General features: G+C 31.6%; 29 protein-coding genes. 19 read left to right on the top strand and 10 right to left on the bottom strand.

The features are described 5' to 3' along the window. Positions 1 to 50 precede the first annotated feature (50 nt). Positions 51 to 1,676 carry a chaperonin GroEL gene (gene groL / locus BK821_RS11380; RefSeq protein WP_046837555.1) on the top strand — a complete coding sequence of 542 codons (1,626 nt, stop codon included), beginning with the start codon at positions 51 to 53 and terminating at the stop codon, positions 1,674 to 1,676. 265 nt (positions 1,677 to 1,941) lie between these two features. Beyond that, the gene (locus tag BK821_RS11375; protein ID WP_046837556.1) at positions 1,942 to 2,409 is read left to right on the top strand and encodes a DinB family protein; all 468 of its coding nucleotides are present in this window, start codon (positions 1,942 to 1,944) and stop codon (positions 2,407 to 2,409) included. A gap of 76 nt (positions 2,410 to 2,485) precedes the next feature. On the opposite strand, the gene BK821_RS11370 is transcribed toward BK821_RS11375, so the two are convergent. Beyond that, on the bottom strand, positions 2,486 to 3,775 hold the full coding sequence (locus tag BK821_RS11370; protein WP_046837557.1) for an aminotransferase class I/II-fold pyridoxal phosphate-dependent enzyme: 1,290 nt from the start codon (positions 3,773 to 3,775) through the stop codon (positions 2,486 to 2,488). Positions 3,776 to 3,968: 193 nt separating this feature from the next. Between BK821_RS11370 and BK821_RS13735 the strand changes: the two genes are divergently transcribed. The 7 genes from BK821_RS13735 (at position 3,969) to pmtD (ending at position 8,234) form a co-directional block, all read left to right on the top strand. Further along, a complete protein-coding gene (locus BK821_RS13735; RefSeq protein ID WP_226956541.1) occupies positions 3,969 to 4,067 on the top strand; it encodes a Trp-rich small protein in 99 nt (32 codons plus the stop codon). Between the two features lie 216 nt (positions 4,068 to 4,283). Continuing rightward, a complete protein-coding gene (locus BK821_RS11365) occupies positions 4,284 to 4,472 on the top strand; it encodes an SE1626 family protein (RefSeq protein ID WP_046837558.1) in 189 nt (62 codons plus the stop codon). A gap of 199 nt (positions 4,473 to 4,671) precedes the next feature. Further along, positions 4,672 to 5,052: a PSM export ABC transporter transcriptional regulator PmtR gene (pmtR, locus tag BK821_RS11360; RefSeq protein ID WP_071331688.1), complete on the top strand. Its 381-nt coding sequence runs from the start codon at positions 4,672 to 4,674 to the stop codon at positions 5,050 to 5,052. Then, positions 5,049 to 5,933 carry a phenol-soluble modulin export ABC transporter ATP-binding protein PmtA gene (pmtA, locus tag BK821_RS11355; protein WP_046837560.1) on the top strand — a complete coding sequence of 295 codons (885 nt, stop codon included), beginning with the start codon at positions 5,049 to 5,051 and terminating at the stop codon, positions 5,931 to 5,933. The genes pmtR and pmtA overlap by 4 nt, the downstream gene beginning before the upstream one ends. 17 nt (positions 5,934 to 5,950) lie before the next feature. Further along, positions 5,951 to 6,619 carry a phenol-soluble modulin export ABC transporter permease subunit PmtB gene (gene pmtB / locus BK821_RS11350; RefSeq protein ID WP_046837561.1) on the top strand — a complete coding sequence of 223 codons (669 nt, stop codon included), beginning with the start codon at positions 5,951 to 5,953 and terminating at the stop codon, positions 6,617 to 6,619. Between the two features lie 14 nt (positions 6,620 to 6,633). Continuing rightward, complete coding sequence (gene pmtC / locus BK821_RS11345; protein ID WP_046837562.1) at positions 6,634 to 7,506, top strand: phenol-soluble modulin export ABC transporter ATP-binding protein PmtC; 873 nt, start codon at positions 6,634 to 6,636, stop codon at positions 7,504 to 7,506. Further along, positions 7,506 to 8,234 carry a phenol-soluble modulin export ABC transporter permease subunit PmtD gene (gene pmtD / locus BK821_RS11340; RefSeq protein ID WP_071331687.1) on the top strand — a complete coding sequence of 243 codons (729 nt, stop codon included), beginning with the start codon at positions 7,506 to 7,508 and terminating at the stop codon, positions 8,232 to 8,234. Before pmtC ends, pmtD begins: the two co-directional genes overlap by 1 nt. Before the next feature lie 50 nt (positions 8,235 to 8,284). On the opposite strand, the gene BK821_RS11335 is transcribed toward pmtD, so the two are convergent. Beyond that, the gene (locus BK821_RS11335; protein ID WP_046837564.1) at positions 8,285 to 8,845 is read right to left on the bottom strand and encodes a thioredoxin family protein; all 561 of its coding nucleotides are present in this window, start codon (positions 8,843 to 8,845) and stop codon (positions 8,285 to 8,287) included. A 207-nt stretch (positions 8,846 to 9,052) separates the two neighbouring features. On the opposite strand from BK821_RS11335, the gene BK821_RS11330 reads away from it, so the two are divergent. The 3 genes from BK821_RS11330 to BK821_RS11320 all read left to right on the top strand — a co-directional run bounded on the left by BK821_RS11330 (position 9,053) and on the right by BK821_RS11320 (position 11,006). After that, positions 9,053 to 9,505, top strand: coding sequence for a hypothetical protein (locus tag BK821_RS11330; protein WP_141768369.1), 453 nt, complete (start codon positions 9,053 to 9,055; stop codon positions 9,503 to 9,505). Between the two features lie 92 nt (positions 9,506 to 9,597). Next, positions 9,598 to 10,158 carry an HAAS signaling domain-containing protein gene (locus tag BK821_RS11325; RefSeq protein WP_046837566.1) on the top strand — a complete coding sequence of 187 codons (561 nt, stop codon included), beginning with the start codon at positions 9,598 to 9,600 and terminating at the stop codon, positions 10,156 to 10,158. Continuing rightward, complete coding sequence (locus BK821_RS11320) at positions 10,155 to 11,006, top strand: DUF4097 family beta strand repeat-containing protein (RefSeq protein WP_046837567.1); 852 nt, start codon at positions 10,155 to 10,157, stop codon at positions 11,004 to 11,006. Before BK821_RS11325 ends, BK821_RS11320 begins: the two co-directional genes overlap by 4 nt. A gap of 79 nt (positions 11,007 to 11,085) precedes the next feature. Here the strand turns inward: BK821_RS11320 and BK821_RS11315 are convergent, their stop codons facing one another. After that, positions 11,086 to 12,126, bottom strand: coding sequence for a C45 family autoproteolytic acyltransferase/hydrolase (locus BK821_RS11315; protein ID WP_071331686.1), 1,041 nt, complete (start codon positions 12,124 to 12,126; stop codon positions 11,086 to 11,088). A 512-nt stretch (positions 12,127 to 12,638) separates the two neighbouring features. Between BK821_RS11315 and BK821_RS13380 the strand changes: the two genes are divergently transcribed. Continuing rightward, complete coding sequence (locus BK821_RS13380; protein ID WP_101118286.1) at positions 12,639 to 12,809, top strand: hypothetical protein; 171 nt, start codon at positions 12,639 to 12,641, stop codon at positions 12,807 to 12,809. 223 nt (positions 12,810 to 13,032) lie between these two features. Here the strand turns inward: BK821_RS13380 and BK821_RS11310 are convergent, their stop codons facing one another. Beyond that, the gene (locus BK821_RS11310) at positions 13,033 to 13,461 is read right to left on the bottom strand and encodes a YolD-like family protein (RefSeq protein WP_046837569.1); all 429 of its coding nucleotides are present in this window, start codon (positions 13,459 to 13,461) and stop codon (positions 13,033 to 13,035) included. A gap of 146 nt (positions 13,462 to 13,607) precedes the next feature. Here BK821_RS11310 and BK821_RS13650 point away from each other — a divergent pair, with 146 nt between their 5' ends. From BK821_RS13650 to BK821_RS11300, 3 genes are all read left to right on the top strand, one after another. Continuing rightward, positions 13,608 to 13,739 carry a hypothetical protein gene (locus BK821_RS13650; protein ID WP_256201633.1) on the top strand — a complete coding sequence of 44 codons (132 nt, stop codon included), beginning with the start codon at positions 13,608 to 13,610 and terminating at the stop codon, positions 13,737 to 13,739. A 306-nt stretch (positions 13,740 to 14,045) separates the two neighbouring features. Continuing rightward, the gene (locus tag BK821_RS11305) at positions 14,046 to 14,360 is read left to right on the top strand and encodes an ArsR/SmtB family transcription factor (protein WP_071331685.1); all 315 of its coding nucleotides are present in this window, start codon (positions 14,046 to 14,048) and stop codon (positions 14,358 to 14,360) included. Between the two features lie 18 nt (positions 14,361 to 14,378). Beyond that, on the top strand, positions 14,379 to 16,898 hold the full coding sequence (locus BK821_RS11300) for a heavy metal translocating P-type ATPase (RefSeq protein WP_071331684.1): 2,520 nt from the start codon (positions 14,379 to 14,381) through the stop codon (positions 16,896 to 16,898). Between the two features lie 313 nt (positions 16,899 to 17,211). Here the strand turns inward: BK821_RS11300 and arsC are convergent, their stop codons facing one another. Genes arsC through BK821_RS11285 form a run of 3 tightly spaced genes read right to left on the bottom strand, consistent with a single transcriptional unit; the run spans position 17,212 to position 19,231 of the window. Continuing rightward, positions 17,212 to 17,607: an arsenate reductase (thioredoxin) gene (gene arsC / locus BK821_RS11295; RefSeq protein ID WP_046837572.1), complete on the bottom strand. Its 396-nt coding sequence runs from the start codon at positions 17,605 to 17,607 to the stop codon at positions 17,212 to 17,214. Between the two features lie 17 nt (positions 17,608 to 17,624). After that, positions 17,625 to 18,914 (bottom strand): arsenite efflux transporter membrane subunit ArsB, encoded by a 1,290-nt coding sequence (gene arsB / locus BK821_RS11290; protein WP_071331683.1) that lies wholly within the window; start codon positions 18,912 to 18,914, stop codon positions 17,625 to 17,627. Then, positions 18,914 to 19,231, bottom strand: a complete 318-nt coding sequence (locus BK821_RS11285) for an ArsR/SmtB family transcription factor (RefSeq protein ID WP_046837574.1) — start codon at positions 19,229 to 19,231, stop codon at positions 18,914 to 18,916. The genes arsB and BK821_RS11285 overlap by 1 nt, the downstream gene beginning before the upstream one ends. Positions 19,232 to 19,430: 199 nt before the next feature. Between BK821_RS11285 and pglS the strand changes: the two genes are divergently transcribed. Further along, positions 19,431 to 20,468 (top strand): 6-phosphogluconolactonase, encoded by a 1,038-nt coding sequence (gene pglS / locus BK821_RS11280; RefSeq protein ID WP_046837575.1) that lies wholly within the window; start codon positions 19,431 to 19,433, stop codon positions 20,466 to 20,468. A 60-nt stretch (positions 20,469 to 20,528) separates the two neighbouring features. On the opposite strand, the gene BK821_RS11275 is transcribed toward pglS, so the two are convergent. The 3 genes from BK821_RS11275 to BK821_RS11265 form a co-directional block, all read right to left on the bottom strand. After that, positions 20,529 to 21,908, bottom strand: coding sequence for an aldehyde dehydrogenase (locus BK821_RS11275; RefSeq protein ID WP_071331682.1), 1,380 nt, complete (start codon positions 21,906 to 21,908; stop codon positions 20,529 to 20,531). 129 nt (positions 21,909 to 22,037) lie between these two features. Then, positions 22,038 to 22,964 (bottom strand): manganese-dependent inorganic pyrophosphatase, encoded by a 927-nt coding sequence (locus BK821_RS11270; protein ID WP_046837577.1) that lies wholly within the window; start codon positions 22,962 to 22,964, stop codon positions 22,038 to 22,040. Between the two features lie 55 nt (positions 22,965 to 23,019). Beyond that, a complete protein-coding gene (locus tag BK821_RS11265; protein ID WP_046837578.1) occupies positions 23,020 to 23,571 on the bottom strand; it encodes a cysteine hydrolase family protein in 552 nt (183 codons plus the stop codon). 140 nt (positions 23,572 to 23,711) lie between these two features. On the opposite strand from BK821_RS11265, the gene BK821_RS11260 reads away from it, so the two are divergent. Both BK821_RS11260 and BK821_RS11255 read left to right on the top strand, forming a co-directional pair. Beyond that, entirely contained in the window at positions 23,712 to 24,794 is a 1,083-nt protein-coding gene (locus tag BK821_RS11260) for a glycosyl hydrolase family 28-related protein (protein ID WP_046837579.1), read from the top strand. Between the two features lie 135 nt (positions 24,795 to 24,929). After that, entirely contained in the window at positions 24,930 to 26,489 is a 1,560-nt protein-coding gene (locus BK821_RS11255) for an SLC13 family permease (RefSeq protein WP_071331681.1), read from the top strand. Positions 26,490 to 26,521: the final 32 nt, after the last annotated feature.

The following is a 26,521-nucleotide window of genomic DNA, read 5'->3' as shown; positions in this document are numbered from 1 at the left end:
AATTTAAAATAAACATATAATAATACGAACATGATGGAGGTAAAAATAATATGGCAAAAGATTTAAAATTTTCCGAAGACGCACGTCAATCCATGTTAAGAGGTGTTGATAAATTAGCTAACGCCGTGAAGGTAACAATTGGACCAAAAGGACGTAATGTTGTATTAGATAAAGAGTATACGTCACCACTTATTACAAACGATGGTGTTACTATTGCAAAAGAAATCGAATTAGAAGACCCTTATGAAAATATGGGTGCCAAACTAGTTCAAGAAGTTGCAAATAAAACAAATGAAATTGCTGGCGATGGTACTACAACAGCTACCGTTCTTGCTCAAGCTATGATTCAAGAAGGCTTGAAAAACGTAACGAGTGGCGCAAACCCAGTAGGATTACGTCAAGGTATTGATAAAGCTGTAGACGTAGCAATCGATGCATTACATGAAATTTCTCAAAAAGTTGATAATAAAAATGAAATCGCACAAGTTGGCGCAATTTCTGCAGCGGATGAAGAAATTGGTAAATACATTTCAGAAGCGATGGAAAAAGTTGGCAACGATGGTGTCATTACAATTGAAGAATCTAGTGGATTTAATACTGAATTAGAAGTCGTTGAAGGTATGCAATTTGATCGTGGTTATCAGTCACCATACATGGTCACAGATTCAGATAAAATGGTAGCTGAACTTGAAAGACCATATATTTTAATTACTGATAAGAAAATTTCTTCTTTCCAAGACATTCTTCCATTATTAGAACAAGTTGTTCAAGCAAGTAGACCGATCTTAATTGTTGCAGATGATGTAGAAGGAGATGCACTTACTAACATCGTGCTTAACCGTATGCGTGGTACATTTACAGCAGTTGCTGTTAAGGCACCTGGATTTGGAGATCGTCGTAAGGCAATGTTAGAAGATTTAGCCATCTTAACTGGTGCACAAGTTATTACTGATGACTTAGGATTAGAGTTAAAAGATGCAACAATTGATATGTTAGGTACTTCAAATAAAGCTGAAATTACTAAAGATAATACAACAATTGTAGATGGTAATGGTGACCAAAATAGTATTGATGCACGTGTGAGTCAAATCAAATCACAAATTGAAGAGACTGATTCTGAATTCGATAAAGAAAAATTACAAGAACGTTTAGCGAAACTCGCTGGTGGTGTTGCAGTAATTAAAGTTGGTGCAGCGAGCGAAACAGAATTGAAAGAACGTAAATTACGTATTGAAGATGCTTTGAATTCTACTAGAGCAGCAGTTGAAGAAGGTATTGTTGCCGGCGGTGGTACAGCACTTATGAATATTTACGACAAGGTTGCACAAATCGATGCTGAAGGCGATGTTGCTACAGGTATTAATATCGTATTAAAAGCATTAGAAGCACCTGTTCGCCAAATTGCTGAAAATGCTGGTCTGGAAGGATCTATCATTGTTGAAAGACTTAAAAATGCAGAAGTTAACGTTGGTTTCAATGCCGCTACAAATGAGTGGGGCAATATGTTAGAAGCAGGAATTGTTGATCCTACTAAAGTTACGCGTTCTTCATTACAACATGCAGCAAGCGTTGCCGCAATGTTCTTAACAACTGAAGCAGTTGTAGCTCGCATTCCAGAAGAAACTAACAACGAGGCACAAGCAGGTGGCATGGGCGGTATGCCAGGGATGATGTAATTTTACGTCACAAACCAAACATAGAACAATTATTAATATTTCATTATGGTAAGCTCCTCGCTATATTAAATATAGTGAGGAGCTTACTTGATGGTTTTATAACGTTTTCATATTCAAAAGAAATTTATATCTAATTTATTAAAAAATAAGTATATCAATAAGTGAATAATAAATATTAATATAGGGTAGAGATGGAATAGTCTTTGCTACATAGATGCTGTGATGTGAATCGTTTTAAACTTTGAAAACGAAAGGGAGCTAAATTATGACAAATAAATCAGTTTATGAGGTTATCGATTCAGGTATAAATTATATTATTACGGGATACGACAACTGGAATAATGAACAAGTACTTGATGATAAAATAGACGCTTTTCCAAATACGATCCATTGGCAATATGGTCACGTTTTAACAATATTTGAAACAGTTCTATCATTATGCGAACAAAATGAAGTGGATGTAGCAAAATATACAAAACTATTTGGTTATGGTTCGTCTCCAGATAAGTGGGGAGATGCAGATATTCCGAGTGTTGACGAAATATTTACTCACCTTAAAACATTAGGTGAACGTGCAAGAAAATTAACTGATCAGCAGTTAGAAGCAGAACTTACAGAAACTATAGCTGGTTGTAGTACATTAGATGAACTATTGGTTTTAAATGCCATTCATATTCCTATACATGCTGGTAAAATAGAAGAAATGTCACGTTTGTTAAGACAACAACAATAATAAAAATAAAAGAGATGGGTCACCTGAATTTAGGCGATCCATCTCTTTTATTTGTGCATAAAGTAAAATATAGTAATTAATTTTGTAAATCTGCAATAGCTTTGGCAATAGTATCAAAGACATGTGGAATATCGTCTTTTTCTACACAACTAAAGGCAATACGTATATCTGTAGCATTGAGTGCGATAATCCCAATAGAGTATTGATCAATGAGGTGTTTACGTAATTGTTCTGGATCTACATCTTTAACTTGTAAAGCCATGAAATAACCTGAATTGAAGTCATAGGGCTGCCAAAACTGTGCATATTTATCATCATAAACGACAGCTTTTGTTACTTCATATCTTGCTTGTAATGTGTCTATATTTTGTTGGATTTCTTTATTAAATGTTTCACTATGTTCTAATACATATTTTACTGCGCTTTGAGAAGGCATAGGCCCGCTTGAAATATTACTACGAATCATACCTTTGACTTTGGCTTCTAGCACTTGTTTTGTTATTTCATTGTTTACGCCGAAAGTGATGAAACCTACGCGTAATCCCCAAGCAAAAAATTCTTTAGTTGCACCATCTAAACGGATAGGCAAGATATTGTCTAAGTGTAAGTTTGTTAAAGCCGTAAATAAAGATTGTGTATATACATCTTCATAGAATAAGCCATAATAAGCATCATCGACTAATGCAATTACGTTTGTACCACGTTCTGCAAGTGATTTAATAGCATTAACAATTGTTGTAACTTCATCTTGAGTAGGTGTATAACCCGTAGGATTATTTGGATAGTTTAATATTAAGATAACTTTATCTTTTTTATAATTTTCTAAAGTATTGACTAATGCTTCAGTCGTAAAGTGACCTTCTTCATCAAAAATATCGTATGTTTCGATTTCAGCATTATGTCTAGTACTATAAACAAGTTTGTAATTACCCCAGTTATGAGTAGGTAATAATAATGTATCACCACTATCAACGAACATATCGCCAACTAATGATAAACCATGAGTTAAAGCATTTGTAAGAATAGGTCTAGTCATATCTTTTTTATCTAAATCTGGATTTTCTTTTAGCATTTTTTGTTGCCATAAATCGCGCAGGGGTTCAATACCTTGTGGTGGTGCATAAGGGAAGATATCGTCAGGCTCTAAATGGTTAAACATATCATTTAAAGTATTGGCATACATCTTACTATCACTGTAAGTTGCCATACCAATTGTTGCATTATATTGTGTAGATTTTGCTTCTGCAGATTGAGATAATATACCTTTTGGATAGTACATTAATTTGCCAAGATCTGATAGCATATCTGCAACCTCTGGATTTGATTTAGATAACTGTTCATTTAAATCTAAAGCTAATGGATTCATAGTTGGTCAGCCTCTCTTTACTTATTGATATACTTATATTATCTCTAAATTGATTAAATTTAAAGTCTTGGCTGTATTTTAAAGTGAATTTGTAAAAATTAATATTTTTACCGAACATACGTTCTGTTTTATGTTAGAATATAAACAGGCCATCCAATCCCTACATGGTACTTTTTTCTGTGGGAGGTGTAGTATGAATACGTGGTGGCAAGAAATGATTACAACTTTGGTGACAGGTAGCTTACTTGTGGTATTCCGTGTTTGGTTAGAAATAAAATGGAAAGACAAATAGGTGGCCTTACACAAAAAAACCCCAAGTCTGATGACGCAGACTTGGGGTTGTGTAGTATAATCCGTGGATACATAAATAATTTTATCATCAAAAATAAAAGTCTGCAAACATAATATTTTATTGTATTAAATAGAAATTGAGAGGAGATAGTCATACCATCACTTTTAGAAATTGAAGTCGAAGTTTGATACAATGATATTGTTCGAGGTGAAGGAAATGAAACATTTAACAAAAATATTTGTGATCATAGCATTGATATCGTTTGTCGTTGGTTATTATTTACAGGCTACTGGTCATGAAAGTTCTGGCATAAAATTGTTGATTGCAGCAATTATGTTTATGATTTGTGCGTTTATAAATAGAAATAATAATAGACGTCAAAGAAATAATCAGCAAAAAAAATAAAATTTTAAAACAATGCTCTAAGTGAGGTAGCTAAATATTATACCTTAATTAGAGCATTGTTTTTTATTATGAATCATAATTATAGTAGTGAAATGCATTAAAAAATGATTTTTAACTGTGGACTATAATGTTACATGGGGTTTACAAGACTGTATATATTGTATATATTGTATATATACAGATGTGAAGGAGGACGTCCATGAAAATACTTCTGAAAAATAGTAGCGAAAGCCCTATTTATGAACAGATAAAACAACAAATTAAAGAGAATATTTTAAAAGGTTATGTGACGCCAGGTGAAGATTTACCATCAATGAGAGAACTCGCTCAAGACCTAAGTGTAAGTGTGATTACTACTAAACGGGCGTATGAAGATTTAGAAAAAGACGGATTTGTTTATACAATTAGAGGTAAAGGTACTTATGTAAAAGAACAAGATAGTGCAATATTGAAAGAAAAACAATTTATAGTGATTGAATCATTAGCTAAGTCAATGAGTAACGAAGCTAAGTCAATAGATATGCCACTATGTGAGTTGCAAGAAATTTTAGCAATAATCTATGAGGAGGACACTGAATGAATGCAATAGAATTAAATGCTATAACATATCGGCGTAAAGCATTCGAACTGAATGATATCAGTTTTCGTGTTCCTCAAGGATTTGTAACAGGGTTTATTGGTTCCAATGGAGTTGGTAAAACAACGATAATTAGAATGATAATGGATTTAATTGAACCAGAAAATGGTGAAATTCTAATTTTTAATGAAACAATGAAAGATAATGCAGTTGATATAAAAAATAAGATAGGATTTATCTATTCTGATTTATATTTGAATGATAAATGGACAATTAAAAAGGCTGAGTCATATATTGCTCCTTTTTATAGTCATTGGAATCATGCGCTGTTTTTAGATTATCTTGAAAAGTTTAATTTACCTTATAAAAGAAAGATAAAAACATTTTCTACAGGTATGAAAATGAAGTTATCTATTGCTATTGCTTTTAGTCATAACGCTAAATTATTCATATTAGATGAGCCAACATCAGGTTTAGACCCAATTGTCAGAAATGAAGTATTAGATATAATCCAAAAAGAGCTTATCGATGAAAATAAATCCGTATTCATTTCAACACATATTATTTCTGATTTAGAAAAGATTGCAGATTACTTAGTTTATATTAAAAATGGTGAAATTGTATTAAATGAATTTTTAGATGATATCCTTAATAAATTTAAAGTCGTTAAAGGTGATCCACAGCATTTGGATGATGAATTAAAGCAATTAACGTATTATTTAGAAGAACATAAAACAGGATATATTGCTCTAACAGAACATGCGAATGTATTTAGTGAGATTTTTGGTGGCAGCGTTACAATAACTAAACCAACCATTGAGGATTTAATGGTTTATCTTGAAAAAGGTACGCACAAGTACAATCACCAAATCGATGAATCTTAACAACAGGAGGATATTAGATGAAAAATTTACTTATTAGAAATTTTAAATTACGTAAGTGGACCATTATTTTATATGCAATTTTGTTAATTATTTCTCCATTACAATTAGTGATAGACAATAATAATACTTTCACACAAACACTGTATGCTTCTGTTGCTATGATTTTACTTTTTGTATCGTTATTAGATTCTGGTCATGTATTTCGCTTTTACAGCAAATTAGGGCATAAGCATACGTATGATTTTTTTGGAAGTCTTCCGGTCTCTAAAAAAGCATTGTTAAATGCAAACTATTTAACGATACTCATTTTTACTATAGTAGGTGCAAGTATTTTATCTTTATATAATATGCCAAATTCTGATATAGCAAAGAACACGATTAATATTAGTTTTACTTTACCTTTTTCTTATATAACTTTAAATTTTCTAGCAGTGCCTATTGCATTTAAACGGTACACGGAACAAAAATCTGAGTATATCTCTTTTTTAACTTATTTACTTGTTATGCTTATACTTATACCCTTTGCTATAGTGCTGATATTGATTGGTATATCGGAACTATATGATTATCATTTTGTAAATTCAAATTACTTTGAGAACAGTCTTAATTACGGATTTTTAGCAGTGAGTATTATCTTTTTTGTATCTAATTATTTTATTCAATATAACAAACTCAATAAATACTAAAAGGAGGCGCATTTATGCAATTACAAGATATTACGAAAACGTTTGGTAATAATAATGTTTTAAATCATATCGATTTTGATTTTGGAAAAAGCCGTATCGTAGGATTAATTGGAAAAAATGGTGTCGGAAAAACAACTTTAATGAAAGTAATGAATGGAAATATCGTCAATTATAAAGGTGAAGTGAAATTAGGAAACAAAGAAAATGTAGGTTATCTCATTGAACATCCTAAACTTTACGATAATAAATCCGGTTTATATAATTTAAAATTGTTTTCTCATGTTTTAGGTAAAGGGTTTGATAAAAAGTATACAGATTATATTATTGATGCTTTTGGTATGAGACCTTATATTAAAAAGAAAGTTAAGAAATACTCAATGGGGATGAAACAGAAATTGGCAATTGCTGTTTCTTTAATGAATAAACCTAAATACTTAATACTAGATGAGCCTACAAATGGAATGGATCCGGATGGTTCAATAGATGTATTGAAAACAATTGAGACTTTAGTAAAAGATTTGGATATGAAAATTTTAATTTCTAGTCACAAACTTGAGGATATTGAATTAATTTGTGATAGAGCAGTGTTTTTAAGTGATGGTAATTTTGTTCAAGATGTTGATATGCGTGAAGGGACGCCAACGGATTCTACAATTTTAATTGTCGCAAAGAAAGACTTTGAAAAGTCATTAGAGTATTTAAGTCAAGCGTTTGAGGTTATTCAATCTGAACAAGCGAGTGGAGAAATTATTTTGACAGCACAAAAGAATTATCAAAAGATACTAAAAGGTTTAGCAAATATAGAAGTATTTCCTGAATTTATTGAGACGCGTAAAAGTTCATTACGTGATACGTATTTCAATATTAATAAGAAAGGTGGCCAATAATGAATAGTTTACAGCTTGTTAAATATGATATGTATAGCATTATAAAAAGTCCGTTAACTTATTTAGCGTTACTTTTAACGATTGCGCCGTTAATTGGTTTTACAGTATTATTTGTTCAACAATCAGATGAAATGAATGGTAATATTTTGCTTTCTGCAGGAAGTTGGTTCTTTTCACTTATGGGCTTACTTTTTGTAATTAAAACTATTACACGTGACATTTCACAAGGTACGCTTCAACTATATATGAATAAAAAATCTAATCGTGTAGGTTATATTATCGCAAAAGTTATCTCAATCATATTAATCGCCCTAATAGTCACTGCTATACTTACAGCTTTTGTACTTATCGTACAAGGCATCGTTGATGGTGAAAATGTAAAAACTGAAAAGTTCTTTGATTTACTATGGTTCTTCATACTTTTCCATCTGTTTTATGGGCTATTATTGTATTTATTTGCATTAATTGTTCCTAAAACAGCGCTTATATTTACATTGGGAATTTTCTTAGTATTAATCGTGCCTTTTGCTGAACCATTCTTGCCGATGATTCCTAAAATTGGTGACAACATTCAAGATTCATTGAAGTATGTGCCATTTAGCTATTTAACATCGAAAACGACATCCAGTGATTATACATTTACACATTGGCAATGGTTCATAACTGTAGCTTCGATTGTAGTATTATTCATCATTAATTTATTCTATGTTACGAAGAAAGATATATAAATTAAAAACGTATGAATTGTCGGTTAATCACCGAAATTCATACGTTTTTCTTATTTTACAATTAGTTTATCTAAAATTGAATCATATACATATTTCCACATTTGAGAATCTGTTTGGTAACGATTGCTGATAATTGTATGAGCCTCGGCAGCTTTATCTTCATAAGCAGGATCATCTTTTTGAGGCAAATCAGAGCGCGTTTCTTCTACAAAATGTTGCACTTGTCTTGCACGTGGACCCCAAACCGTTTCTTGTTCAAAATCATCATTTAGAAAAACAAAAATCGGTATTGATCTAGCAGTGCCATTTGTTAAATATTGATCTATTAAATCAGTGTTCTCATCACGATGGAAGACACGAACTTCTAAATTTAAACTCTCTGAAATATGCTTTAAAATAGGGACGTTCATCATGGCATCCCCACACCAATCTTCTGTGATAACAAGCACTTTACTGTAATTTAATGATTTTATTTTTTCAAGACGGTCATCATCTTGTGGTAAAGAGAAAGAATGATATATCGCTTCTAAATTCTCTTTATTTTCAGTCATAGCTGCAATATATTGATCAAGCGGTTGACTGTTTTTGAAATAAGTTTCTAGACTTGTCATAGTGTTTCCCCCTTTAATGTATTAGATATTATTATATCAATAAATTAATATGAAAGAAAATTATTAATACTTATAAAAGTAATATGTTTTTAAGTTCATAGTTTAGAGATGAAAGTGGATTTACCCTATGCTATATTTAGTTATGAATAATGGAGAGTGATGACAACATTGAAAATACATAAGATAATTTTAATCATAGGATTGAGTATGGTGGTGTTGATAGGTCTAGGCGCATGGGTTAGTATCCATTATGCTATATCTGATCGTTCGACTAACTTATCTTCATTGACAGTCAATCGCCAAAAAATTGGGGATAAACTAGATAAAGATGAATATATAGTGGATGAAGCTATGATTACAAAAAAGTACAGAGCGTATTATAGAAAAGAATATCCTGATTTAATTTTTATTGTTAAGAAGAAAAATTCGGAAATTGTGGGTATTACATTAATTCATGACAGAGGTATTCGTACTAATTTTAATGCTACGATAGAAGGACCTATCGAAAATGTAATCGATAAATTAGGTCGTGATTATAAGGAAAAACAACTGCATAATGGTTTTAAATCTATAAATTTTCTGGATAAAGATAATAAAATAAAGTTATCTATCATTTGCAAACATGATAAAATAAAGAGAATTGAATTATATAAGAAATAAAAATTTAAAAATGACATTCCCATGAGGCGTGTCATTTTTAAATTTACATAAATGTTCAAAAACGAATTAAATTGTGAATGGCGGTAGATATTTTGGATAAAATCACTTTTTTAAATGAACTAGAACAGGAACTAGACAATTTACCAAGAAGTGAACGAGATAAAGTGATGTATGAATATGAAGAATATTTTTTTGATCAAGAAAGTGAAGGGAAAAATGAGTATCAAATCATAGGCGCACTTGAATCTCCTAAAAAAATTGGAAAAGAAATTACGGCCAAAAATGCTATTGCTTCTGCAGAATATCGACCTAATGTTAGAACAATTGTTAGAGCTATAATGGCTTCTTTAGGCATGGGGATATTGTCATTACTTATCATTTTAATACCTATGATATTTGTGGGAATATTTATGTTTATTTTATTATTATTTTCTTTGTTTTTAACACTTAGCCCTGTTTTATTGATTATTAATGGCTTTTTTAATAATAATTTTAGTTTTGCTATTAGTAACTACTTATTCGCAATTTCTTATACTGGTTTAGGTATTGTCCTGTTTGTTTTCATTGCCAAGCTAGCGAAATTCGTCTACAGATTGATATTAAAATATTTACGTTGGAATATCAAAACGATTAGAGGGAGTGCAGTCGAATGAAGAAATTATTCATAGGTGGTTTAGTATTATTTATCACATGCTTTCTTTTAGGATGCCTGACTTGGTTTAGTTTTGAAAAACAAAATAATCAACTTAACTACGTAAATAAAACATTTGATAATGACAATATTAGTAATTTGAAAATAGATAGTCAAAATAGTGTTATTGAAGTTAAAAAAGGCGATAAATTTTCAGTTCACTATACTGGAAAAAAGAATGTAGATGTTACTAAGGAAAAAAAGAGTTTAATAATCCAGCAAAATAGTAATACTAAAGATCACTATGGTTTGAATTTTAATCCATTTAGAAGAGCTAATAGTAAAATGATAGTGACGGTGCCTGAAAAGAAAATTAATGAATTAGTTTTATCTAGTCAAATCAATTCTATCTCTGTAGATGATGTAGATATGAAATCAGCTAAATTTTTAATGACTGATTCGGGTGGAGCGAGCGTTAAAATCGACAATAGTAACATAGATCAATTCTATTATAGAGGCGTAAATTCTCCAGTTCATTTGACGAATGATAAAATACAAAATGCTAATATTAAAATAAAAAATGAAGACATAACTGTAAATGATTCACTTATTGAAAAATCTGTGTTATTAGCAAATAAAGGTGACATTAATTTGAGTAAGATGAATATCGAGTCTGATTTCAAAGCTTCTACGCAAGATGGTGATATACAAATGACGTACAACAAAGCCCCTCAAAATACGTTGTTGAAATTAAATCCTGAAAAAGGGAAAGCCGTGATTAATAATAAGCATTTTGAAGATGACAAAGTAGGTAATGGTGATAATGATTTGGAGTTTTATACAAGTCATGGTGATATTCATATTGATTAAAGTGAAATTTCTACTGATATTTAGAACCTAAGATGACAGCTACAATGTTATCTTAGGTTCTTTTGGTATGTGTGTAGTATTAATGAGTAGCAAATGTTAAGTCTGTATCAATTTGACCTTCTAGAGATGTGATATTTAAAGGTTGGCCTTCTAACCATTTGCCAAAATTAATTTGAGTCGGTGTTTTATTTTCACCTAATGCGATATGTGTAGTTAATGATTGCGGTTCGTACATACTAGTATGAATTGTTCCAGACCAACTTTTAAATAATTTACTGTATATTTCAAATTCTGGATTATTGAATAATTCAAAGGCACTCATTTTGTCTATTGAAGTAGGTGTTTTTTTTAATAGTCTTCTCAAACGCTCTTTAGATTCTTTAGTATAATTTCTATTTTCATGTGTTAATAATTTAAAGTGATTTGTACATGTACGATCGTAACGCACATCAATCGTACGGGGAGACACCTCAATGATTGCATGGTTCAAATGTTTATCCATGACAATATAGCTAAAAGAACTTCTATGAGGGATTTCTTTTAGTAGTTGAATGACTTCTGGCACGTCTTTACAATATTGTAAAATAAGCCTGCCAATCATATAACATACAAATCCATCACCAGGATGCTTTCTATGCATAAAATTATATCCCATTGATAGACCCGCTTCATTCATTCCATCCATTCTACCAGTAACTCGAGAAGTAGGGCCAATTTGTGCTAATCCACCATCATTGGGCTGAAATAATAAATAGCGGCCATCATATGTTGCAGGATGATAGTCATAATTACGTATCATATAATCTTGTCCTAAAAAAACGGTGCAACCACTATTTTTTAATGGTGTGAAACGATAGTGAGCAAAGTTAAGAATCATTTGACTGGTTGGTAAATTAAGAACTTCTTGCATACCTTGAAGTTCTTCCCAAATTTGTGGGGCGTATGCTTGAAAAATATCGTAAGTCTCTTTGATATGAATATCAAAACGTGGCATACGCTTCTTCCATTCTTTTTCTCTATTTTTGAGTAAAGGTGTTTGTTGTAACCATTCGCCTGTTTTTACTCCCAAATCAAAATGAGAACCTCGATGTGTTAAGATATCTGAATTAACTGTTTGCATATTTAAAATCTCCTGTTTTTCTGAATCTTACATAAATGTAACTTTATTGTAACTCTATGTTAATTGTAATGTACATGGTAAGTCGTTATTATAAGGATAACATCAGCGAGTAACTAATAAAATTACTTTATTGAGGTGATTATTATGTCAAATTATTATAGTTCTTTTAAAGACGCAGTATCTTCTTGGTGGGGTAAATGATATATAATATGTGAAGCGGCTAATACTTAATTATATTAGTCGCTTTTTTATATGACTATATATAACTACAACTGGAGATTTTTAATAGTTTTGTGATATCAATAAATATGTATATTTGTCTATTGATTAGTATTAAGCTGATACTTATAGAGTGAATTTCAAAATTATATGTATTTGTACAATTATGACATAAAATTACTTTTGTATTATTTAAGAATAAAATGATGAAAAGTGGGTATATATTTATTGATGCTTTTAAATATGCTATCATTAATATAGATATTGTTAATAATTTATTGAGGTGAAACAGAATGTGGAATTTTATTAAAGGTTTAGTTAAATTTGTATTCGGTACAATCCTTACTGTGTCATTAGTAGCAGGAATTGGTGCAGTAGCATTTGCTTATATTTTCAAAAAAGATTTTGAAGATATTGAAAGCAAAACAAAAGAGATTGTCTCAGATATCGAAACAAATAATTAATTGATTGATAGAACACTTAAAAGTGTTCTATTTTTTTTAGTCGCCGTTCAACGAAGTTGTTACGGCGACTTATGCAGTCGAAGAGACTGCGACCCGAAAAGGGTGCAACGAAGTTGTTACGGCGACTTATGCAGTCGAAGAGACAGCGACCCGAAAAAAGTGCAACGAAGTTGTTACGGCGACTAAAAATTAAATCGTTAATAAATAACCCAAGCTAATATTTTTACTGAATATTGTCTTGAGTTATTTTAGTGATATCTAACAAAGACAATTGAATAGATGAGTTATCACTAATATTGCGGCCCTTTAGAATCATATGAGTCATATCGATGTGTTTGACTTGAACCAACATGGTTTCTAACCAACCAGATTGATAATATTCAATATGAACATATTGCTCAGTATGTAAAGCTTGGTGAAGTTGGAAGTTGAGCTCGTTTAATTGATCATCAGACAAAGTTGGACGGCCAATTTTATTTTGATCTATTATAAATTGTTGAATCGTCTCAAATTGTTCTGGTAACGTCGCAAAGGGAGCCCATTTGATTTTTCCACGTCCTTTAGGAATTCTAGGATTTAAATACTCGCTAGGAATCTTTCTATAATCTGTTTCATACTTATATTCATCTGGAGCATTAGGATTTGGCATCATAAAAATCACCTCACTCTCAATATAGAACATACGTTCCCATTTTTCAAGTGATAATAAAAAAAGACTATCTAGTTGAATAATACACCCCTCTAAAATTAGACACTTTAAATATAAAAAGTGAACTATAATCAGAGGAGTGTATTTTTATGACTAGAAATAAAATGCCTGTAGAAAAATGCATGAAAATAGTTGAAGATATTATTAATGAAAATATATCTATATATATAATGCAGCAAAAAATAATGAAGTTTCTAGTGTTACATGACAAGAGTGGGTAAGAATAGATAAAGTTTATAGTGTAGAAGGATTAAAACTGTTTAGCAAAAGAACTAAATATTCTTCTGAGCTTAAAGCAATTGCAATAGAAAATGTTTTAGAGCGAATATTCCACCGTATAAACTTGTGAAAAAGTATAAAATTAGCTCTATATCAGTTTTGAAGTTGTGTTAAAGAATTATAATAAAATAAAATCTAAAAAGCGCACTGAAAAAGGACTTTCTACTGTGAAAAAAGTGATTGAATAACATATTAATAAATGTTAATATGTTATTCATATTAGATATAGATAATATGAGGTGGATTAAATGCATAACATTGAGTTAAAAGCACATTTTATACATGGTCTTTCTAATAAAGCACGTTTGACCATATTAGAGTTGCTTAAATCGAATGAAATGACTGTCAATGAGATTGTTAAACAATCTCAAATAAGTCAATCTAGTATTTCTCAACATTTAGCTTGTCTCAAAGGGTGCGGTTTGGTTAATTCTAGACAAGAAGGTAAATACGTTTATTACCAAATAAAAAACAATCAAATTTTAGAACTGCTTAAACTTATTGATTCTGTAGTTGAAAATACTGAAGATGATATTCAAAGTTGCCAGCATCATACTATATAACGAAAGAAGATGACTTAAATGAGTACTAATTGCTGTAATAATAAAGCTGAATCCAATACTTGTTGCACAAGTAACTCAGTTAACGAAAACAAGTGTTGTGGTAATGAGCCTAAGGTAGCAAATCAAAATGACAAATGCTGTACAAATAACGGTGAAAGCATCGATTCAACTCATAACATTTCATGTAATGCTATGAGTAATAGTTCTGAAGAAGACGATGAAGTAGCCACCCCATTTTCAAATTATAATTTTAAAGTAACAGGTATGGATTGTAGTTCATGTGCAATAACCATTGAAAAAGCATTAAGACCTTTAGACGATGTAACTAACCCTAAAGTTAATTTTTCTACAAGTAAATTAAGTGTTGGACTAAAATCTCAAAGTAGTATTAATCAAGTGACTCAAATACTAAAAAAATTGGGTTATGGTATCGAAGAAAATGATAGCAATCAAAACTATACAACATTTTCAATAGAAGGTATGGATTGTGGTAGTTGTGCTAAAAGTATTGAAAAACATTTGAACAATTTACCCTATGTAAATGACACACAAGTTAGTTTTTCAACTGGAAAAATGCAGATTGATTTTGAAGGCAATCAAACTAAAAATATTGAAAAAGAAGTTTCTAAAATCGGTTATTCTGCTACATTACAATCCAGTAATAAAAATAATAATACGAAGTGGCATTTGTTTAGTAAGCCTATTATATCAACACTATTTCTTATTCTCGGTATTGTTTCATCTATGGTATCATTACCCATCTGGCTAACTAATTTGATGTATATCATTGCTATTGTAGTCAGTGGTATAAAACCCTTAAAAAGTGCCTATTATGCTATTAAATCTAAGAGTTTAGATATGAATGTTTTAATGTCTGTAGCTGTTATTGGTGCCATATTAATTGGTGAGTTTTTTGAAGGCGCAATCGTCGTTTTACTATTTACTATTGGCACTTTATTACAAACTATTTCTATAGATAAAACAAGAAATTCTATTCAATCGTTAATGGATATTACACCAACAGAAGCAAACGTTGTAACAGAAAGAGGAATCATTTCAAAAAACTTAAAAAACATTAGTGTTGGAGAAATTTTACTTGTAAAACCAGGCGATCGAATACCATTAGACGGTACGATTATAGAAGGATATTCAAGTTTAAATCAGGCACCTATAACTGGTGAATCTATTCCTGTAGACAAAACGATAAATGAAGAAACTTATGCAGGTTCTATTAATGAAAACGGCACTTTAAAAATACGTGTTTCAAGATTAGTTAAAGATACCACGCTATCTAAAATCATTCATATGGTTGAAGAAGCACAAGAAAATAAAGCACCTACACAAGCTTTTATTGACCGATTTTCTGAAATTTATACACCTATTGTATTCATTTTAGCATTATTAGTAATGGTAGTCCCTCCTATTTTTTCTTTAGGAACATGGGGAGAATGGTTTTATAAAGGTCTTGAACTGCTTGTTATAGCATGTCCATGTGCACTAGTTATTTCTACTCCTGTAGCTATTGTTACGGGTATTGGCAGCGCAGCAAAAAAAGGTGTACTTATCAAAGGTGGCAATCATTTGGAAACTTTAGGTACACTATCAGCTTTAGCATTTGATAAAACTGGAACGCTGACTGAAGGACGCCCAAAAGTTTCAGACATTAAAACAATCGAATCTGACAAAGAAATGTTTTTGGATATTGCGCTAAGTTTAGAAGCATACTCAACGCATCCAATTAGCAATGCAATTGTCGACTATGTCTCTCAATTTAAATCCATAACATACGATGTTACTGATTTTGAAAATATTGTTGGACGAGGTGTTAAAGGTAAAATAGACCATAATAATATTTATGCTGGAAACATAAAGTTAATCGAATCTATTAATGAAAATATTGAGAATTATAAAGATGAAATATATTCATACGAGCAACAAGGATACACAATTATTATTATTATTGCATCATCAGATAAAATCTATGGTTTTATTACTGTTGAAGATCCATTACGATCGGATATCAATCAAACAATACAACAATTAAATGGAGCTAATATTAAAAACACTATAATGCTTACAGGTGATAATAAAGGAACTGCTCATAAAATAGCACAACTTTCAGGTATCAAAGAGGTTTATGCTGAGTTAATGCCTGAAGATAAATTATCAGCTATCAGAGACTTACAAAACAAAGGCTATCGTGTAGGTATGATTGGAGATGGTATCAATGATGCTCCTGCTTTAGCACAAAGCGAAGTAGGTATTGCAATGGGTGGTATTGGATCAGATACTGCAATGGAAACAGCAGATGTAGTATTAATGTCAGATAATATAAATCAGCTAACAGATACTATCTCTATTAGTAAGAAAGTTAAGAATATAATTAAACAAAATATATATTTTTCAATTATTATTAAAATAATTGCCTTTATCTTAGTATTTCCTGGATTATTAACACTTTGGTTAGCCGTATTAAGCGATACAGGTGCAGCAATATTAGTTATATTAAATTCATTGCGCTTATTAAAAACTAAGTAAAAAACTTATAATGAAAAAGTTTTGTATATATAGTTATAAAGTAGTTTGAATATAGTAAAATTAACTATAACAAAAGCTAGAACAGTGAGGATTGTTCTAGCTTTTATATTTTCTTATGTATTAAGTGAAATTATTTTCAATATAGCAATTTAATGACAGTTAATAGTAAATACATGGATTATTATATAAAGAAAAGATACGTTCTGTAGTTTAACAGATTATTGCCAAACTCTAGAACGTATCTAAATAATTAATTTTATATTTAAGGTGTCTACCTTGACGATAGTGGTTTAAAAGATAGTCTTTTTTGTTACTATGCTTGATTAAATTGTTTTATTCTTTGTCCGATTTCATCTCTAACACGTTGGAATTCTGACCACTCTTTACCTGCTGGGTCATCAAAACCCCAGTGCTCTTTTTTGACGTTTGGTGGTAAGATAGGGCAATTATCGTCTGCATCACTACATAACGTTACGACCAAATCTGATTGTTTTAAGATATCACTATTAATCAAGTCTGATGTATGGTTTGATATGTCAATATCTACTTCTTTCATAGCTTCTATTGCTTTAGGATTAACGCCATGTGTTTCAATACCAGCAGAATAGACATTCCAATCTTCACCTAATATTTTCTTCCCCCAACCCTCAGCCATCTGGCTACGACAAGAGTTTCCAGTACATATAAAATAAATTGTTTTTTTATCCATAATTAATTCCTCTTTTCTTAAAATATAATGAGTGTAAGATATAAACCTAACAGTGTTACCAATAGCACAGGAATGGTAATAATGATTCCTGTTTTAAAGTAAACACCCCAAGAAATTTTTACGCCTTTTTGTGTTAACACATGCAACCAAAGTAATGTTGCTAAAGAACCGATAGGTGTTATTTTAGGACCTAAATCTGAGCCGATAACATTCGCATAAATCATACCTTCTTTTAATATACCTGTGGCATTAGATTGTCCAATTGCAATAGCATCAATCAAAACAGTAGGCATATTATTCATAATTGAAGAAAGAAAGGCAGCTATCAGGCCTGTGCCCATAATACTGCTGAATAAACCATAGTTTGAAATATTAGTTAAAATGTCAGCTAGAATAGTAGTGATTCCTACATTTTTCAAACCAAATACTACGAGATACATGCCAATTGAAAATATTACAATATTCCAAGGCGCGCCTTTAACGACTTGTCGCGTATTCACAGCAGGTGATTTGCGTGCTAATAAAAGGAATATAATCGCAATCGTTCCCGCGATGAAGGACACCGGAATATGGATAAATTCACTTATAAGGTAGCCTATAAGTAAGATAGCTAAGACAAACCAAGATAAATGAAAAAGTTTCTTATCTTTAATTGCTTCCTGTGGAATTTTAAGATTGTTATCATCAAATGTCTTGGGTATTGACTTGTTGAAGTATACCCATAGTATTAAAATACTAGCAATGAGTGAAAAAATATTTGGGATAATCATTCGACTAAAATATTCAATGAACCCAATGTCAAAGTAATCTGCAGAAACGATATTAACCAAGTTACTAACAATTAAAGGTAGCGAGGTTGTATCTGCGATAAAACCACTAGCTATAATAAAAGGGAAAATAATTTTTTGATTAAATCCTAAATTACGGACCATAGCTAAAACAATAGGTGTTAAAATCAATGCAGCTCCGTCATTAGCAAAGAAAGCTGCTACAACTGATCCGAGTAAAGAAATATAGATAAACATCGTTAATCCATTGCCTTTTGAAGCTTTGACCATATGACGGGCAGACCATTCGAAGAAACCAATTTCATCCAATATTAACGATATAATAATAACGGCTATGAAGGTTAAGGTAGCATTCCAAACAATTCCTGTAACTTCTACGACATCATTTAATGATACAACGCCTGTAATGATAGCTAATATGGATCCAATGGCGGCTGTGATTCCTATATCTAGGCCTTTAGGCTGCCATATTACAAAAAGGAGCGTTAAGACAAAAATAAAAATAGCTAATGCTACCATTAGTTACACTCACCTTTCGTTATAACGTCACATATACATGGCATATTATTGGTATTCAATAGAGTGAGACGTTTTGTAATGTCAGCTAATACATCATGATTCAACTTGTATAAATTTTTGTTACCTTCTTTTCTATAGGTAACAAGGTTATTATCTTTAAGTACTTTCATATGGTGACTCAAAGTAGGTTGGGAAAAAGAAAAATGTTCTAATAAGTCACAAGCACATTGTTCACCACAAGACAGTAAATCTAAAATTTCGAGGCGATTACTATCAGCAATCACTTTTAAATATTGAGAAGTTTCTTTATAATTCATTTTTCTTCCTTTCATTGTGGAGAGTTTAAAATAAATGTAATTCACCTACATAGATTAACATCTATATAGTTTTAAGTCTATGTAGTTTATAAAAAAATAAAATAACTATCAAAATAGCTATATGCATAAAACAACCAATTGATTGTTAATTGATTGAATATTTATTAAAATGGAACTATATCAAAATGGAGGGGTTTATATGACGACGATAGGTTATATAGGTACATACACGAAAAAAGAGGGGAAAGGAATTTATCGCTTTCAATTAGATGAACAAACTGGGAAAGTGACAGAAGTTGAAACAGGATATGAACTTGAAGCATCAACCTACGTCAATCAGCACAAATCATTTTTATATGCTATTACACGTGAAGGTGATTATTGCGGCATTGCTAGCCTTAAAATTGGTGAAGAGGGTAAGCTCACTTTAATCAATAAATGTCTAGCATCTACAGCTGGTACTGGTTGTTACATTGATGTATCACCAGATGGAAAATATGTCTTTGAATCAGTTTATGGTGCGGGTTTAGCACGCTTATATGAAGCTAATCCATCAACAGGCGAAGTTGTTCGCTTAATTCAGGAATTAGAACATACGTATCCAACAGGACCAAACGAAAGACAAGACAATCCACATGTACATTATCTTAGTACAACACCAGATGACAAATACGTTGTCGCAATGGATTTAGGTACGGATAAAGTGGTTACTTATGAATTCAGTGATAATGGATTAAAGCCATACGCGGAGACTGATGTTGAACCAGGAGATGGCCCAAGACATATCGCTTTCCATGAAAATGGAGAATACGGATATATTGTGCATGAAATATCAAACAACGTAAGTGTTGTGAAATATGAAGATGGTCGGTTTACTGAAATTGAGCGTTATTCAACAATTCCAGAAAATTTTGAAGACGAAACAAAACTCGCAGGTGTAAGACTATCTCATGATCAAAAATTCTTGTATATAAGTAATAGAGGACACGATAGCATAGCTATTTTCAAAGTAGGAGAAGATGGCGCATCAATTTCATTTGTAGATATAGTACCTAGTGGTGGAGCATTCCCACGTGATTTTAATATCACTCAATCAGATGATTATTTAGTTTGTGCACACCAAGAAGGAGATTATGCGTTAACCGTTTTTAAACGTGATAAAGTAACAGGTGAATTAGAAAAAGTAGATCATCAACAAGCTGCTCCAGAAGGCGTGTGTGTACAGTTTTTACAATAAGTAGAATGAGAAGCTAAAAAATATACCTGGTATGCGTAACGAACGCATACCAGGTATATTTTATTTATTAAAAAAAGTTTTAATATATTTAAATTTGCCTTTGTAAGGAGGGAAGAAAAGACTAGATTCAAGGCGAGTAGATTTGAAAATATAAGATTTGGCGTGACTAAACGTGTCAAAGCTATATTTTCCATGATATTGACCAATTCCAGAAGCGCCGACGCCCCCGAAAGGTAAATTTGAATTTGCTAAGTGCATAATCGTATCGTTGATTGCACCACCACCAAATGAAATTTCATTAAGCACACGTTCTGTAGCATTTTCATCTTCACTAAATAAATATAAGCTAAGTGGTTTAGGTTTGGTACGAATTAAGTCAATAGCTTCATCAAAGTCGTCATAAGTAATGATTGGTAATATTGGACCAAAAATTTCATCTTCCATAATTTTTGAATCAAAGGTAATATTGTCTAAAATTGTTGGTGCAATATATTTATCATTTTCAGATGTTTGGCCACCAAATACAATATTTGAGTAATGTGTTTTTAATAAATTATCCAAACGATGGAAGTGTTGTTGATTAACAATTCTTCCAAAATCAGGACTATCTTGAATAGACTTGCCATAAAACTCAGTTATGGTTTGTTTCAATGAGGTAATCAACGCGTCTTTAACTTTACTATTGACTAAAATATAATCTGGAGCAACACAAGTTTGCCCAGCATTTATAAATTTACCAAAGCTGATACGTTCACTAGCCACTTTGATATTTGCAGTTTCATCTACAATCACTGGTGATTTACCGCCTAATTCAAGCGTAACAGGAGTTAAATGTTCACTTGCTGCTTGATAAACAATTCTGCCTACTTGTTCACTACCAGTAAAGAAGACGTAATCGAACGGCAAATGAATTAGTGATTGCGTTGTTTCCGCAACTCCTGGACATACGCTAATGTATTCAGGAGCAAAGACATCTTCGATAAGCTGCTGTATAACAGCTGAAACATGAGGTGTGAATTCTGACGGTTTAAGTATAACTGTATTACCTGCCGCTATGGCACCAATTAATGGTTCAATCAGTAATTGGAAAGGATAGTTGAAAGGACCGATAATTAAAACAGTCCCATAAGGTTCTTTCATAATATAACTTTTAGTAGGGAACATAAAAATAGGTGTGTTAACCTGTTTTTGCTTCGACCAGTTTTTCAACTCTTTACGTGCTGTTTTAAGGCTTTTTAAAGTGAAACCAATCTCTGTTGCATAACTTTCTACTTTATTTTTACCTAAATCTTTTTGGAAAGCATCAAGTAAATCATTTTCATGGTTTTTGATACTTTTAGTTAAGAGTTTAAGTTGTTTTTTTCTAAACTTAATATCTTTTGTTTCATGAGTGCTAAAGTATTGTTTACTATTATGGAAAGTTTGTTCTATCGAATTCAAATCATATCCTCCTATTCTGACCGGTGTTAGAGTTACATAATTTTGATAAAAAACTGGAACATATTAACTATGCTCCAGTATAATTTAAATTCTATATAAAATCATTGTTTACAACTCACGATAAACAACTTAGTTTAATGCTTCAGTAATTTGAGGAACGACTTGTTTTTTACGTGATACAACACCAGGTAAGAATGCAGTGCCATTATTAAGTTCTACATTAAAGGCAGTACCTACTTTGTCTTTTTCAGGTCCTACAACTAAAATTTTAGAATTACTATTAATAATATCAGTAACGACTAATACAAATAAGTCATATTTTTCATTTGCACTTGTTTCTAACATTTCTTTTTCTAATTCTTCTTGGCGCTCAAATACTTCATCGATATCAACTGCATTTACTTGACCGATACGTGTTGTGTAATCCCCCATGTTAAATGATTTCGCATCCATAGTTAATAAATCTGTAGCTGATTTATTAGAAGTAGAAGCACCTGCTTTTAACATCTCTAAACCATAAGATTCTAAATCTACATCGGCAATTGCTTTTAATGCTTCAGCAGCTTGTACGTCTTCTTCAGTACAAGTTGGAGATTTGAATAATAAGCTATCTGAGATGATTGCAGAAATCATTAATCCAGCAATCTTAGGACTAATTTCAAACCCACGTTCTTTATACATTTTGTATAAGATGGTAGCTGTACAACCTACAGGTTCAGCACGATAATATAATGGAGCTGCAGTTTCAAAATTAGAAATACGATGGTGATCTACAACGTGTTGGATTGTAGCATCGGCGATTGAATCAGCACTTTGTTGGAATTCATTATGGTCAACTAAAATAACGTTTTGATCTGCTAAATTATCGTTGAGTAGTTCTGGAGCATCTACTTTGAATTGATCTAAAGCAAATTGTGTTTCAGGACCTACTTCACCTAAACGATAGGGTGTAGCCTCTGTATTACCAGTTTGTTGTTCAAAGTCTGCCATGATGATTGCAGATGAAATTGCGTCTGTATCTGGGTTTTTATGCCCGAAAATATAAGTTTTTGCCATGTTTAAATTCTCCTTATTTTTATATTTAATATTATATTATCATGATTTTACATTGTTATTCTACTTCTGCACCTAATGAATTTTTAAAATGTCCTAAAGCCCACTCGTGACCAGATGGATTAAATGAGGCAACACCCTTTGGAGATATTGTTATAGCATAGCCTAAATTGTAAGCCGAAATAGCTGTATGTAAGACACAAATATCAGTACACACACCAACAATTTCTAAGTGCTTAATATTTCTCTCTCTTAACATACTATCTAATGGCGTACCATAAAATGAGTCATAACGTGTTTTATCTAAAAAGTGTACGAAATCATTAAATAAAATATTTTGATAAATATCATATACTTTTCCGTAAAGTTCTCTGCCCAGTGTCCCAATAATATTATGAGGAGGGAACAGTTTGTTTTCAGGATGATAGCTATTTTCTTCAAAATGTAAATCCATCATAAAAAAGATTTCTTGCTTTTCTCGATTATAAGCTTCTATTCTTTCAACAATATATTTTTCGATTTGTTGTCCTGCTTTGCCACAAGTTAATTGACCGTTGTCAGCAACAAAGTCATTTGAATAATCTACAACAATCAGTGCACTTTTTTTCATAATTATAGAAACACTCCCAACTTTTAAAGATTATAGCTATTATATACTAAGTAGGGAAATGGATAAAGGTATAGTAAAAGCGTTTAAATATACGTGTTTATGTTTAATATATAATTAAGATGGAAGAAAGGAATTCAATTATGATTATAAATGCAAACGAATTTGGCTTGAAAGGTAACAATAAAAGAGCAGATACACGTGCAATGCAGCGCGCATTAAATTATGCAAGAAAGCATGCGCCGATAACAATATATGTACCAAAAGGTGAATATCATATAAAAAAAGCGCTTGTGATTTATGATTCGACTACTTTGTTATTGCATGATGAAGCGGTACTTAAAAGATGTGGAAAAGATGCACTGCTCAAAAATGGAAGGAAGTTAAAGCCTTATTATGGTTATAAAGGGAATAGTCATATTCATATTGCAGGTGGCACATTTGATATGAATGGTTATGAGTATCCATATAACAATACTGTGATGAGTATAGGTCATGCCCAAGATATCCAAATTATAAACGTAACCTTTAAAGATGTTGTTGGAGGCCATGCACTAGATGCTTGTGGTTTGAATGGGTTATATATGAAGGAATGTCAGTTTTTAGGATTTAATGATAGTGAAGGTAAACGTAGTTTTTCAGAGGCTATCCAAATAGATATTCAAGTAAAAGGTGCCTTTCCTAAATTTGGGAAGGCTGATGGTACAATTACGAAAAATGTCATTATTGAGCACTGTTATTTTGGTAGTTCTGATACACCGAATATGAATGCTTGGAATCGTGCAATTGGTTCACACGCTAGCCGTTATAACCAATTTTATAATAATATCCATATTCGCTTTAATACGTTCGAAGGTATGAATCAATATGCATTAACACCTCTGAAGTCGAAACACACTTATATTCATAACAACCATTTTATTAACTGTGCAGGAGGCATTCGTTTCTTAGCAGTTAAAGAAGGAAAGAATGCTAAAGATTTAAACGGAAAAGAAAGAACTACTCAAGCTGGAAGTGACTTGAATATTTATCAAAATTATTTTACTGGAGTAATGAAAAATGATGCTATACGTATACAAAGTTATAATAATGTAAAGCATGAAAAAATACTAATAGCACAAAATGAATTTGACCACGCGTCACAACGTTTGTATTTGGATGGTATTAAAGAATTGGTATTGTCGCATAACTCAAAGGTTAAAATCAAAAAAAATAATATAGAGTGATTATTAATTATAATAATTAATCATAAGTATAAGTGATGAAAGCGTTTTAAAATCAAGGTACGTTCTCCCTTTTTTGTATGTTATACTTTAATGAATTATTGTGAATATTCAGATAATGATTGAAGGGGGAACATTATGAATGACTTGAAACCGGGAAATATGAGAGGATCACACTACTTAACGTTTTTTTCAAAAAAGAAAGAAAAGAAGTCTTATAACATGGGACAACTGATAGGTTTGATATTGGGACCGTTACTTTTTGCGTTAACATTATTATTCTTTCACCCTGAAGATTTAACGACAAAAGGCATATTCGTTTTAGCCATAACATTATGGGTAGCGGTATGGTGGATTACAGAAGCAATTCCTATTGCTGCTACGAGTTTATTACCTTTAATTTTATTACCGATAGGACATGTACTGAACCCTGAAGAAGTTTCAGCACAATATGGTAATGATATTATCTTCTTATTTTTAGGTGGTTTTATTTTAGCTATTGCAATGGAAAGATGGAATTTACATACACGCGTTGCACTAACAATTATAAATTATCTTGGGACGAGTACTAGTAAGATTCTACTTGGTTTTATGATTGCAACTGCTTTTTTATCGATGTTTGTATCAAATACAGCTGCAGTAATGATTATGATTCCAATTGGTTTGGCGATCATTAAAGAAGCGAATGAATTGAAAAATGATCATACAAATTCTGCAAGTATTAACAAATTCGAACAATCATTGGTCTTAGCTATTGGTTATGCTGGGACTATAGGAGGATTAGGAACGCTAATTGGAACGCCTCCATTAATTATATTAAAAGGGCAATACCAGTCCGCGTTTGGTGAAGAGATTAGTTTTGCAAAGTGGATGATTATAGGTGTACCGACTGTCATTGTTTTGCTCTTCTTGGTGTGGACTTACATTCGTTTTATTGCATTTAAGCATGACATGAAAGAATTACCAGGTGGACAATACTTGATTAAGCAAAAATTAGATGAACTAGGTGAAATGAAATACGAAGAGAAAGTTGTACAATTTATTTTCCTACTTGCAAGTTTTTTATGGATAAGTCGGGAATTCTTGTTGAAAAATTGGGCTTTCACTTCAGAAGTCGCCGATGGAACAATAGCAATATTTATATCTGTTTTATTATTTTTAATTCCTGCTAAAAATAAAGCAAAACATAAGCGTATTATAGATTGGGAAGTAGCAAAAGACTTGCCGTGGGGGGTACTCATCTTATTCGGTGGGGGGCTAGCATTAGCCAAAGGTATATCTTCTAGTGGATTGGCAAAATGGCTTGGTGATCAATTAAGGTTAATAGAAGGTGTTAGTCCACTACTTATAGTAATAGTTATTACATTATTTGTATTATTTTTAACTGAAATAACGTCGAATACTGCAACAGCAACTATGATTTTACCGATACTTGCAACATTGTCAGTAGCTGTAAATGTACATCCTTTATTACTTATGGTACCAGCCGCTATGGCAGCAAACTGTGCTTATATGTTGCCAGTTGGAACTCCGCCAAATGCTATTGTTTTCGGTACAGGGATTATATCGATTAAAAGGATGGCTTCTGTCGGATTTTGGGTTAACATAGTAAGTGTAATTATTATTGTACTTGTTGTGTACTACCTTGTACCTCCAGTGTTAGGGATAGATGTAACGAAGCCACTACCATTGAAATAAAAAATTGAAGTAAAAAAAGCATCATTTCAGAT

The sequence above is a fragment of the Staphylococcus sp. LCT-H4 genome (assembly GCF_001866145.1).
Classification (GTDB): domain Bacteria; phylum Bacillota; class Bacilli; order Staphylococcales; family Staphylococcaceae; genus Staphylococcus; species Staphylococcus succinus.
Note: the sequence above shows the minus strand (reverse complement) of the source record. Positions and strands in the feature narration are given on the sequence as shown.

Bases quoted from the DNA above. Each gene is read 5' to 3' on its own strand.
- groL (WP_046837555.1), top strand. From the start codon at position 51: ATGGCAAAAGATTTAAAATTTTCCGAAGACGCACGTCAATCCATGTTA.
- BK821_RS11375 (WP_046837556.1), top strand. From the start codon at position 1,942: ATGACAAATAAATCAGTTTATGAGGTTATCGATTCAGGTATAAATTAT.
- BK821_RS11370 (WP_046837557.1), bottom strand. From the start codon at position 3,775: ATGAATCCATTAGCTTTAGATTTAAATGAACAGTTATCTAAATCAAAT.
- BK821_RS13735 (WP_226956541.1), top strand. From the start codon at position 3,969: ATGAATACGTGGTGGCAAGAAATGATTACAACTTTGGTGACAGGTAGC.
- BK821_RS11365 (WP_046837558.1), top strand. From the start codon at position 4,284: ATGAAACATTTAACAAAAATATTTGTGATCATAGCATTGATATCGTTT.
- pmtR (WP_071331688.1), top strand. From the start codon at position 4,672: ATGAAAATACTTCTGAAAAATAGTAGCGAAAGCCCTATTTATGAACAG.
- pmtA (WP_046837560.1), top strand. From the start codon at position 5,049: ATGAATGCAATAGAATTAAATGCTATAACATATCGGCGTAAAGCATTC.
- pmtB (WP_046837561.1), top strand. From the start codon at position 5,951: ATGAAAAATTTACTTATTAGAAATTTTAAATTACGTAAGTGGACCATT.
- pmtC (WP_046837562.1), top strand. From the start codon at position 6,634: ATGCAATTACAAGATATTACGAAAACGTTTGGTAATAATAATGTTTTA.
- pmtD (WP_071331687.1), top strand. From the start codon at position 7,506: ATGAATAGTTTACAGCTTGTTAAATATGATATGTATAGCATTATAAAA.
- BK821_RS11335 (WP_046837564.1), bottom strand. From the start codon at position 8,845: ATGACAAGTCTAGAAACTTATTTCAAAAACAGTCAACCGCTTGATCAA.
- BK821_RS11330 (WP_141768369.1), top strand. From the start codon at position 9,053: ATGGTGGTGTTGATAGGTCTAGGCGCATGGGTTAGTATCCATTATGCT.
- BK821_RS11320 (WP_046837567.1), top strand. From the start codon at position 10,155: ATGAAGAAATTATTCATAGGTGGTTTAGTATTATTTATCACATGCTTT.
- BK821_RS11315 (WP_071331686.1), bottom strand. From the start codon at position 12,126: ATGCAAACAGTTAATTCAGATATCTTAACACATCGAGGTTCTCATTTT.
- BK821_RS13380 (WP_101118286.1), top strand. From the start codon at position 12,639: ATGTGGAATTTTATTAAAGGTTTAGTTAAATTTGTATTCGGTACAATC.
- BK821_RS11310 (WP_046837569.1), bottom strand. From the start codon at position 13,461: ATGATGCCAAATCCTAATGCTCCAGATGAATATAAGTATGAAACAGAT.
- BK821_RS13650 (WP_256201633.1), top strand. From the start codon at position 13,608: ATGACTAGAAATAAAATGCCTGTAGAAAAATGCATGAAAATAGTTGAA.
- BK821_RS11305 (WP_071331685.1), top strand. From the start codon at position 14,046: ATGCATAACATTGAGTTAAAAGCACATTTTATACATGGTCTTTCTAAT.
- BK821_RS11300 (WP_071331684.1), top strand. From the start codon at position 14,379: ATGAGTACTAATTGCTGTAATAATAAAGCTGAATCCAATACTTGTTGC.
- arsC (WP_046837572.1), bottom strand. From the start codon at position 17,607: ATGGATAAAAAAACAATTTATTTTATATGTACTGGAAACTCTTGTCGT.
- arsB (WP_071331683.1), bottom strand. From the start codon at position 18,914: ATGGTAGCATTAGCTATTTTTATTTTTGTCTTAACGCTCCTTTTTGTA.
- BK821_RS11285 (WP_046837574.1), bottom strand. From the start codon at position 19,231: ATGAATTATAAAGAAACTTCTCAATATTTAAAAGTGATTGCTGATAGT.
- pglS (WP_046837575.1), top strand. From the start codon at position 19,431: ATGACGACGATAGGTTATATAGGTACATACACGAAAAAAGAGGGGAAA.
- BK821_RS11270 (WP_046837577.1), bottom strand. From the start codon at position 22,964: ATGGCAAAAACTTATATTTTCGGGCATAAAAACCCAGATACAGACGCA.
- BK821_RS11265 (WP_046837578.1), bottom strand. From the start codon at position 23,571: ATGAAAAAAAGTGCACTGATTGTTGTAGATTATTCAAATGACTTTGTT.
- BK821_RS11260 (WP_046837579.1), top strand. From the start codon at position 23,712: ATGATTATAAATGCAAACGAATTTGGCTTGAAAGGTAACAATAAAAGA.
- BK821_RS11255 (WP_071331681.1), top strand. From the start codon at position 24,930: ATGAATGACTTGAAACCGGGAAATATGAGAGGATCACACTACTTAACG.